The organism is Kaistella sp. (genome assembly GCF_032060305.1).
GTDB lineage: Bacteria > Bacteroidota > Bacteroidia > Flavobacteriales > Weeksellaceae > Kaistella > Kaistella yananensis.
The window spans coordinates 6,961-17,042 of record NZ_DAMBHK010000044.1; the positions used below are offsets into that span (position 1 = coordinate 6,961).

Annotated in this window: 9 protein-coding genes and 1 riboswitch; of the genes, 2 read left to right on the top strand and 7 right to left on the bottom strand. The window is 39.3% G+C overall.

What is annotated here, in order from left to right; all coding sequences use genetic code 11:
- The 4 genes from V5N63_RS07590 to V5N63_RS07605 form a co-directional block, all read right to left on the bottom strand.
- The coding region (locus tag V5N63_RS07590) for a homocysteine S-methyltransferase family protein (RefSeq protein WP_332033465.1) at positions 1–208 on the bottom strand (208 nt) is incomplete at its 3' end.
- A gap of 149 nt (positions 209–357) precedes the next feature.
- Entirely contained in the window at positions 358–1,521 is a 1,164-nt protein-coding gene (locus V5N63_RS07595) for a trans-sulfuration enzyme family protein (protein WP_332033466.1), read from the bottom strand.
- 22 nt (positions 1,522–1,543) lie between these two features.
- On the bottom strand, positions 1,544–3,082 hold the full coding sequence (locus V5N63_RS07600) for an ACT domain-containing protein (protein WP_332033467.1): 1,539 nt from the start codon (positions 3,080–3,082) through the stop codon (positions 1,544–1,546).
- Positions 3,072–4,022, bottom strand: a complete 951-nt coding sequence (locus V5N63_RS07605) for an alpha/beta fold hydrolase (protein ID WP_332033468.1) — start codon at positions 4,020–4,022, stop codon at positions 3,072–3,074. Before V5N63_RS07605 ends, V5N63_RS07600 begins: the two co-directional genes overlap by 11 nt.
- A 52-nt stretch (positions 4,023–4,074) precedes the next feature.
- A riboswitch (SAM riboswitch) is annotated at positions 4,075–4,179 on the bottom strand.
- 111 nt (positions 4,180–4,290) lie between these two features.
- On the opposite strand from V5N63_RS07605, the gene V5N63_RS07610 reads away from it, so the two are divergent.
- Positions 4,291–6,903, top strand: coding sequence for an MGH1-like glycoside hydrolase domain-containing protein (locus tag V5N63_RS07610; RefSeq protein WP_332033469.1), 2,613 nt, complete (start codon positions 4,291–4,293; stop codon positions 6,901–6,903).
- 54 nt (positions 6,904–6,957) lie between these two features.
- On the opposite strand, the gene V5N63_RS07615 is transcribed toward V5N63_RS07610, so the two are convergent.
- Entirely contained in the window at positions 6,958–7,377 is a 420-nt protein-coding gene (locus tag V5N63_RS07615; RefSeq protein WP_332033470.1) for an OsmC family protein, read from the bottom strand.
- 66 nt (positions 7,378–7,443) lie between these two features.
- Between V5N63_RS07615 and V5N63_RS07620 the strand changes: the two genes are divergently transcribed.
- Positions 7,444–7,770, top strand: coding sequence for a GNAT family N-acetyltransferase (locus tag V5N63_RS07620; protein WP_332033474.1), 327 nt, complete (start codon positions 7,444–7,446; stop codon positions 7,768–7,770).
- Between the two features lie 43 nt (positions 7,771–7,813).
- Here V5N63_RS07620 and V5N63_RS07625 read toward each other — a convergent pair whose 3' ends face one another.
- A complete protein-coding gene (locus V5N63_RS07625; RefSeq protein ID WP_088469599.1) occupies positions 7,814–8,554 on the bottom strand; it encodes a YebC/PmpR family DNA-binding transcriptional regulator in 741 nt (246 codons plus the stop codon).
- Positions 8,555–8,647: 93 nt separating this feature from the next.
- Positions 8,648–10,081: an OmpA family protein gene (locus V5N63_RS07630; RefSeq protein ID WP_332033471.1), complete on the bottom strand. Its 1,434-nt coding sequence runs from the start codon at positions 10,079–10,081 to the stop codon at positions 8,648–8,650.
- Position 10,082 lies beyond the last annotated feature (1 nt).

A 10,082-nucleotide genomic window follows, 5' to 3' on the forward strand; every position in this document is an offset into this window, starting at 1 on the left:
ATTTTCGGTGAACTTCCTCAATCGCCTGTGGCTGGGTTAAAGACAGCAAATCGTTGTTTCCCTTTAATGGATATTCCCAATTCTTGAATCGTTCGCCTCGGTAATCTTCTTCGGTGAATTTGTAGCGCTGAAGCATCGTTCCCATCGCCCCGTCGAGGACAAGTATCCTTTCGCTTAACGCTTTGTATAATTTATCTGAATTTTTCATTTCTCTGAATTTTTATTTAAAAACTTTCCCCGCAGCCCGACTTGAGCGGAAATCCTTTTGTGAGTAGGAACGACGAACAAAAGATTGGCTATGCCGAACCACTTCGTTATGTATGGGAGCGGAAGGCGGATTAAGCTGCCCAAAAAACATTAATCCAATGCCTGTTTCAAATCATTGATAATGTCATCGACATGCTCCAAACCAACCGAACACCTCACCAAACCGGCGGTAATTCCCACTTCGTTTCTTTCTTCCTCCGAAAGTTTAGAATGCGTTGTGGAAGCGGGATGCGTAACAATTGTTCTGGTGTCACCAAGATTTGCAGACAAGGAACACATCTTAATGCGGTTAAGAAAATTTCTGCCGCCTTCGATGCCGCCTTTTACTTCAAAAGCGACGATGTTACCGCCCATTTTCATCTGTTTTATGGCAGTTTCGTAGTTGGGATGGGATTTCAGGAAGGGATATTTTACGAATTCAACTTTTGGGTGATTTTCAAGAAACTCAGCAACTTTCAAAGCATTTTCGCAATGTTTTTCAACCCGTACCGCAAGCGTTTCAAGGCTTTTACTTAAAACCCACGCGTTGAAAGGAGACATGGCAGGCCCGGTATTTCTGGCGAAAAGATAAATTTCTCTGATGAGATCTGCTTTCCCGACTGTAACGCCTCCTAAAACCCTGCCCTGCCCGTCAATCAGTTTTGTCGCCGAATGAACTACCAGATGGGCACCAAATTTTATCGGCTGCTGCAGATAAGGAGTGGCAAAACAGTTATCTACTACAAAAATAAGATTGTGTTTTTCGGCAATTTTTCCGAAAAATTCAAGATCTAGAACTTCGATCGCCGGATTTGTAGGTGTTTCGAGGTATAAAATCTTTGTGTTTGGCTGAATAAGCTGTTCAACATTTGCTGCATCTTCGGCTTTGAAGTAGGTTGTATTGATGTTCCATTTCGGAAAATATTTTGTAAATAAAGTATGTGTAGAACCAAAAACCGATTGGCAGCTAACGATATGGTCGCCCGAATTCAGCAGTGCAGCAAAAGTGGAATAAATTGCTGCCATGCCTGTACCAAATGCATATCCCGCTTCAGCACCTTCGAGATTCACCATTTTTTCGGTAAACTCGTTGACATTGGGATTAGAAAAACGGCTGTATAAATTTTTGGATTTTTCTTCGGCAAAACTTGCGCGCATATCTTCAGCATCCTCAAATACGAAACTTGAAGTGAGATACAAAGGTGTAGAATGTTCGTCAAAGTGAGAACGCTGCGACTGAATGCGTATGGCGTTGGTTTCAAAATTATCTGACATATAATTGTAGTTGAATTAAATATTATTTACTTTCCGAAAGTCTTAAAATATCACCGAAAACGCCACGTGCAGTGACTTTCGCGCCTGCTCCTGCGCCCATGATGACGATTGGATTTTCGCCGTAACTTTCGGTATAGATTTCAAATATTGAATCTGAACCTTTGAGCTGACCCAAAGCAGATTCTGCAGGAACTGAAATCAGTTTTACGTCCAGCTCACCTTTTTCCTGTTGTAAATCACCGTGCAAATCGCCGGTAAATCTCAGCACATGGCTTTTCTGTTGTGATTTTTTCACCTCATCAAAAACTTCATCAAGTTCACTTAAACGCGATATAAAATCATCTGTAGTGAGATTTCTTAAATTTTCCGGAACCAGATTTTCAATTTTAATATCACCGAATTCGTTAATCAAATCCAGTTCGCGCGCAAGAATAAGCAGCTTTCTGGCAACATCACTTCCGGATAAATCTTCGCGTGGATCCGGCTCAGTAAATCGCTTTTCCATCGCTTCTTTCAGAATTGTTGAAAACTTCTCGTCGCGCACGGAAAAATTGTTGAAAATATAGCTCAGCGATCCTGAAAAAACGCCTTTGATGCGGGTAATGTTCTCTCCGGACAAATGCAGCAGTTTAATCGTATCAATGAGCGGCAATCCTGCGCCTACATTGGTTTCGTAAAGGTATTTTTTGTTTTTCTTGTTAAGAATATGACGGAAATTCCGGTACTCGGAAATGGGTAGTGTATTGAAGATTTTGTTGGATGACACCAAATCGAATCCGTTTTCTGCAAGAACTGGATAATTTTTTACGAATTCTTTACTTGCGGTATTATCCACCACAATAAGATTTTCCAGCTGATTCTGCTGAGAAAAAGCAATAAGTTCTTCTACTTTTGACGGCCGTTCTGCCACCAGAATTTCTTCGTTCCAGTTTTCGCTGAATCCTGAACGGTTAAGCGCAATTTTTTTGGAATTGGCAACGGCAACAATCTTCAAATCGATTTTTTTTCTGTTCCGGATTTCTTCGGAACTTTCTAGAACCTGGTCTATCAAAGTACTTCCAACATTTCCGTGTCCAATGATTGCGAGGTGAACAGTTTTTGGTCTCGCAAAGATTTCAGCTTCAATGATATTCTTCGCTTTTTCGTCCTGAGAAGAAGTCACTACAATATTTACTCTGTTTTCTGCGGCCACCTGACTAAGAATCAACGGAAAGATATTGTTACGACCAAGTTCAGACATTATTTTATTGAAATCTTTAGAAACAAAACCAATGACCGAGACATTATTTATGCTGTAAATAAGGCTCACTTTTACGGATTTTCTTTCCTGCTCAAACTCATTAATCAAACAGTTTACTGCTTTTTCTGCATCTGCCTCGCTCACCAGCACTGAAATCCCATTTTCGATCGCCTGTTGCGAAATAACGCCTACACTTATTCTGGCATAGGTAAGGGCTTTAAAGATTCTTCCGTCAATTCCGATTTCTCCCAGAAAATTTTTGCCTTCAAACTTAATGATGGCTCTATTTTTAATGAGTTTTACCTCTGTTTTATTTTTCATTAAATACTTTTTTTAAAATGTTTGTAAGTTGTTCATATTCCATAAGGAACGCGTCATGACCGTGAATGGAATTTATTTCGTGATAAAAGACATTTGGCTTATTTGAAATTAAAAACTGATAAGTTTCCTTCATTTCTCGTGCGGGGAAAAACAAGTCTGAATCTACCGCCACAAGATGGATATCTGCAGAAATAAGATGCAGCTGGTCTCGATCAGCCCGGATACTCATTAATAACTGATTCATCAGTTTATATGCCTGTAAACTAAATCTCTCGGCCAGTTTTTTTCCATGGAAATTAAGCCAGTCTTCGGATTTTCGGAGTTCCTTATCAATGAGACATTCATTTTTGAAACGGGAATTGAGTGATTCTGGCGTACGGTAACAGAGCATCGCGTGAGCACGTGCTTTTTGCAACGGTTCTTCTTGCTGCTCCAAAAGAAATTTCTGCACCAAACATTGCGAATAAAGCCAGTCTGAAGTTTGACAATCGCAGGCAACAGGAATGAAGTTTTCGGTAAGTCCGGGGTTTACTGCCAGCATTTCCCAACCGATGCCGCCCCCCAGTGAACCTCCGATGATGGTGTGAAGTTTTTCAATTTTTAAATAGTTTAAACCTTCAAGAAAAATTTCGGCGACATCTGATGTGATAAAATCCTGATAATTTTCTATAAGATTTCCGTCATAACCATTTCCGGGAATATTAAAACACAGAACGGTAAATCGGTCGGTATCTATAATTTTTTCTTTACCAATAAGATACTTCCACCATCCTTTTTCACCTGAAAAGTTAGAATTTCCTGTTAGCGCATGATTCACGAGAATTACCGGCGCAGAAAATAATTCAGGCCCGAAAATTTGATACGACAAATTAATATCAAGAATTTTTCCTGAATGTAATTTAAACTGATAAAGAGTGATAAAGTTTAGCTGGTTTTCCAATTTTTAAAAAAATAAAAATTGAAAATGCTACCGAAGAATGGTAAAAAAGTTTGTGTTATCTGCATCGCCTAAGCGAATAGAATGTAGCACCTTCTCCGTTTCCGAAGGGTTGCCAAGGTTTCTCTGAGTCTAGTCTCTCCACCTTTCTTGATAACATTTTCAATATGTAAATGAACAAAATCTGTTGCAAAAGTAGTTATTTTTTCTAAAATATCCCTAAAAACCGAAAAGATTTTTATTTCATAATTTCGCACCTGAAATTTGAATTATGACAGCTGAAAGACAAAGAATGCTCGACGACCAATGGAAAAAATGGGGGCCTTATGTGAGCAACAGACAATGGGGAACGGTTCGTGAAGATTACAGCCACAACGGAAATGCGTGGGGACACACCACTTATAATGATGCCATCAGCAGGGCTTATCGCTGGAATGAGGATGGTATTGCTGGGATTTGTGATGACAAGCAATTGCTTTGCTTCTCATTTTCTTTCTGGAACCGAAAAGATAAAATGATCAAAGAAAGATTTTTCGGATTAAGTAACTACGAAGGAAACCACGGCGAAGACATAAAAGAAATATTTTACTATCTCGACAATACACCTACACATTCTTACATGAAGATGGTGTACAAATACCCGATCCAGCGCTTTCCTTACGAAGAACTGATTGCAGAGAACGCCAGACGCTCCAAAACAGAACCCGAATATAAACTGGTTGATACCGGAATTTTCGACGATAATAATTATTTTGATCTCTTTATCGAATATGCAAAAATCGCTCATGATGATTTTGCCATACGTGTAACAGCCGTAAACAGAAGCAGGAATAAAGCACCGCTCGTCATTCTTCCAACGTTGTGGTACAGGAATAACTGGAGTTGGGGATACGGAACTTATGAACCATCACTAAAATCTTCGTCAAAAGGAACTATCGACATTTGCCACGATTCAATCCCTCAGAAAAAGTTTTATTCAAGAAATTCAGATACTGAATCATTGTTCTGTAATAATGAAACGAATCCGGCAAAAATAAATGCTCATCCTTCCGATCATAAATTTTTTAAAGACGGAATTAATGATTTTATAGTTCATCAGACAGAAAACACCTTAAATCCAGATCAAACAGGTACAAAAGCAAGCTTCTATATCACTACAGAACTTGAGGCCGGCGAAAGTAAGACTTTCGATTTCAGGCTGAGCCCACATGATATGGAGAACGCCTTCTTTGATTTCGACGAAATTTTTAGTCTTAGAAAAGAGGAAGCCGAAGAATTTTATGCTGAACTTCAGTGTGACATTTCTGATGAAGACGAAAAAAACATTCAGCGGCAGGCTTTTGCCGGACTTTTATGGAATAAACAGTTCTATTATTACAACGTTTCGAAATGGCTGAAAGGTGATCCAAAATATGAAGCTCCAAGAAATTTCGATCATTATGTACGCAATAAAGAATGGAAGCACATGCAGAACAAAGACATCATTTCCATGCCTGATAAGTGGGAATATCCCTGGTTTGCAACTTGGGATTTGGCTTTTCACTGCGTTCCGTTTGCGTTACTCGACCCGGAGTTTGCCAAATACCAGCTGACACTTCTCACGAAAGAATGGTATATCCACCCGAACGGGCAACTTCCGGCGTATGAATGGGATTTCAGCGACGTCAACCCTCCGGTTCATGCCTGGTCTACATTCAGGGTTTATAAGATTGATGAAAAAATGAATGGCAAACCCGATATTCCGTTTCTTGAGAGTGTTTTCCAGAAACTCCTGCTTAATTTTACGTGGTGGGTAAACAGGAAAGACAAAAAGGGAAACAATGTATTTGGTGGAGGCTTCCTCGGGCTTGATAACATTGGCGCATTCGACCGAAATATGCAATTTAAAAACGGAGATCATCTGGAGCAGGCCGACGGCACCAGCTGGATGGCGATGTTTGCGCTCAATATGATGCGGATTTCCATGGAATTGGCACTTTATAACCCGGTATATGAGGATATGGCCATCAAATTCTTTGAACACTATCTATACATTGCGGAAGCGATGGAGAATATCGGTGGAGCCAAAGGCGGTCTCTGGAACGAAGAAGATGGCTTTTTCTACGATGTTTTACAGTTAAATGACGGTGATTCCATCTCCCTGAAATTAAGAAGTATTGTGGGGCTAATTCCGATGTTTGCTGTTGAGATTATCGAACATGACACTTTGGAAAAACTTCCGAATTTCACAAAAAGAATGGACTGGATTCTTAAAAACAAACCGGAACTTGCCAATCTAGTTTCTCACTGGGAAGTGGAAGGCAAAGGCGGCAAGCATCTGATGAGCATCCTCAGAAAAACCAGACTCACAAGAGTGCTGGCGAGAATGGTTGATGAAAAAGAATTTTTATCCGATTACGGAATCAGATCGATGTCGAAAATTTATAAAGAAGAACCGTTCAAATTTACTGTTGATGGGCAGAATTTTACCGTAAAATATACACCTGCAGAAAGCGACAGCCGCATGTTTGGCGGCAACAGCAACTGGCGTGGTCCCATTTGGTTCCCTATCAACTTTTTGATTGTTGAGAGTCTGCAGAGATTTCATTATTACTATGGTGAAAGTTTACAGATTGAATTTCCTGCGAACAGCGGAGAAATGAGGAATCTGGAGTTTGTGTCTGATAATCTCAGCCAGCGTTTAGGCTCTATTTTCCGTAAAAATGAAAGCGGAGAACGTGCTTTTAATGGCGGAAATTATTTACTGAACCATGATGAACATTTCAAAAATTACATTATGTTTAATGAATATTTTAACGGAGATACCGGAATGGGAATCGGCGCATCACACCAAACAGGTTGGACTGCGACGGTAGCGAAACTCATTAAACCCAGAATTTCGTAAAAAAGCCAGACTTAAAATAAAACTCCGTGTGTATCATTTTACATACGGAGTTTTTTATGCTTTCTCGTTATTGACGAAAACTTCATAAGAAACGGTGACATTCGGCTCAAATGTTTTCGAAACCGAACAGTACTTTTTAAAGGACAGTTCTGCAGCCTTCAGCGCTTTTTTCGGATCAATAACTCCTTGAAGGAAAAATTTTACAAGTATGCTTCTAAAAGGTTTTGCTTCATCAACCTGAATTCTCTCTCCCTCTACTTCCGCAGAAAAGCCTTCAATCACCTGACGCTGTTTTTTAAGGATCGATACGATATCAATACCACTGCATCCTGCAACAGCCATTAGAACCGTTTCCATTGGAGAAACTCCTTTTGCATCAGGTTGAGAGGTATTGTCGAGTATAATCTTATTTCCTGCCGCGTTGGTGCATTCAAATAAGTAATCATCGTTAATTCTGTTGAGTGTAATTTTCATTTATAAAATTTTTTGAGATTAAAGATTTTTTGAGGCGTAATGGACTTAAAAAAATAGAATCATTTTATTTTTACTAAATTTAGATATCCAAAATTACAAAAAATGAATTACGAAAATCATAAATCCGGAAACGGCGGTGTTATTACTTTAAAAAATGACTCCGAAGAAGTCGGAAGACTCACCTACACGATCTTCCCTGAAGAAAACAAACTAATTATTTCATTCGTATTGGTTCATCCTCAATTTGAAGGACGCGGAATGGGGAAATTTCTTGTTGAACATGCAATAGCGTTCGCCAGGGAAAATAGCTGGAAAATTTACCCGCACTGTTCTTACGCACGAAGCGTAATGAACCGAATGAATGATGTAGGAGACATTTTATTACAACGCTAAAAAACAAAAACTCAAAGAAAATCTTTGAGTTTTTTTATTTTAATTAGATACTTTCCAGAAGTTCATCTGTTATTTCCATATTGTGGAATACATTCTGTACGTCATCATCTTCTTCAAACCGGTCGAGCATCTTCATATTGGCTTTAAACTGCTCCTGATTTACTTCTTTGGTGTTATTCGCAATTCTTTGCAATTCTGCACTTTTTACTTCAATCCCAAGACCATCCAGTTTATGTGAAAGCGTACCAAAATCCTCGAACGCTGTAGTAATCATTACTTCTTCATCGTCGCTTTCTACATCTTCAGCTCCTCCATCAATCATTTCCATTTCGAAATCATCCCAATCCATTTTAATTGAAGATTTATCAATGGAAAAAATTCCCTTACGGTCAAAGATAAAAGCTAATTCTCCGTTCTTTCCCAAGTTACCATCAAACTTGTTGAAAATTGCTCTTACATTAGCTACAGTTCTTGTAGGATTGTTTGTGGTACATTCAACAAAAAACGCAACTCCGCCCTGCCCGTATCCTTCGTACGTTACTTCCTCGTAATTTTCTGCATCTGCACCACTGGCTTTTTTTATAGCACGTTCCACGTTATCCTTCGGCATGTTTGCACCTTTTGCGTTCTGAATGCACCTGCGAAGTGCAGGATTCGTATCCGCGTCCGGTCCTCCGGCTTTCACCGCGAGCGCGATATCTTTACCTATTTTTGAAAATGTTTTGGCCATCTTATCCCATCTGGCCATTTTCGATGCTTTTCTATATTCGAATGCGCGTCCCATGTTTCAATAATTTTATGTGTGCAAAAATAATGAATTTCTATCAAAAAAAACGCCCTTCTTTCGAAGAGCGTTTATAAATATTATTTAAAAAGATTATTTTTTCTTTTTAACTACTTTCTTTTTTACCACTGGTAAATCAGATTTTTGCATCGCTTCCCAAGCATCAGCATCAGCTGCAATAACTACAACTTTACGGTCTGCCATTCTTTCTTCGTTAGAAGCGTTTTCAGCAACCTGAGCTTTTTGCTCACCTACACCGATAGATTTAAGTTGGTTATCATTAACACCTCTCGCTTCTAATGCACCTACTACAGCTGCAGCTCTTTTTCTAGATAGTGTTAAGTTGTAAGCTTCTGAACCTTTTTTATCAGTTTGTCCTTCTACGATAAATTTACCACCGTTTGAAGATTTAACGATTTCAGCAGCTTGATCAAGCTTAGAGTTAGATTCAGGTCTGATAGTAGCTTTGTCAAAATCAAATAAAATACCTTGTAATGCACCTGTAGCTTCTTCAGCGTAAGCAGAGGCTGGCTTAGGACATCCGTTGTATTGAGCAAGACCTGGAACTGTAGGACAAGCATCATCTTTGTCTAATACACCATCACCATCAGTATCTGGCCAAGGACATCCGTTGTTTTCAGCTGGACCTGCAACTTCTGGACAAGCATCATCTTTATCAACAACACCATCTCCGTCAGTATCTGGCCAAGGACAACCATTGTTTTCAACTGGACCAGCTACATCTGGACATTGGTCATCTTTATCTGGAACTCCATCTCCATCAGTATCAGGACAACCCTGGAATTCAGCTAAACCTGGAGTATCTGGACATAAATCATCTTTATCTAAGATACCATCTTTATCTCTGTCTGTGTTTCCGAATCTGAACAATAAAGATGCAGAAGCTTGCCAGAAGTTAGCGATATCTGATTTATCAACAGGAGTTGATACATAATCACCTTGGATACCAAGACCGAAATTTTTCGTTAACCAGAAGTTAGATCCTAAACCTGTAGCAACAGTAAAATGATCTTTTCTTCTTTGAGTAAATGGCTCATTATTAGAGAACCCAGCATAAGTAGTTCCATTACTATCTGTTAATGGGAAAGATACTCCTGAGTAATCGTGTCTCAAATAGTTAGCCCCCACTCTTAAATAAGGATCAAACCAAGACTCTTCATTCCAAAGTCCGTTAAATTTAAATTGAAGACCTAAACCTGTCATTAGGAAAAATTCTTTCCCCATTCCAATTCTTTTGTTGTCAACATTCCCTACGGAAGTTTGCCAATCAAGAACCAAATACTTGTTTAAGTTTCTTGCAACTGTTAATTTAGATAATGGTGGAGTAATTGTGAAATTGTTTATGTTATACAACTCTCCTCCGTCACCACCACCAAAAGCGGTTGAAAACACATTTCCAACGTCTCCTCCAGCTGCTGCATGATTTACTCCGTGAGCACCAACTCCGATTAACCACGGGTTGCTGGTCGTTTGAGCGAAAACAGTAGAGGCAACAGTAAGTGCCAAT

Excerpts from the sequence above, each read along its gene's own strand:
- V5N63_RS07595 (WP_332033466.1), bottom strand. The coding sequence starts at position 1,521 with ATGTCAGATAATTTTGAAACCAACGCCATACGCATTCAGTCGCAGCGT.
- V5N63_RS07600 (WP_332033467.1), bottom strand. The coding sequence starts at position 3,082 with ATGAAAAATAAAACAGAGGTAAAACTCATTAAAAATAGAGCCATCATT.
- V5N63_RS07610 (WP_332033469.1), top strand. The coding sequence starts at position 4,291 with ATGACAGCTGAAAGACAAAGAATGCTCGACGACCAATGGAAAAAATGG.
- V5N63_RS07615 (WP_332033470.1), bottom strand. The coding sequence starts at position 7,377 with ATGAAAATTACACTCAACAGAATTAACGATGATTACTTATTTGAATGC.
- V5N63_RS07625 (WP_088469599.1), bottom strand. The coding sequence starts at position 8,554 with ATGGGACGCGCATTCGAATATAGAAAAGCATCGAAAATGGCCAGATGG.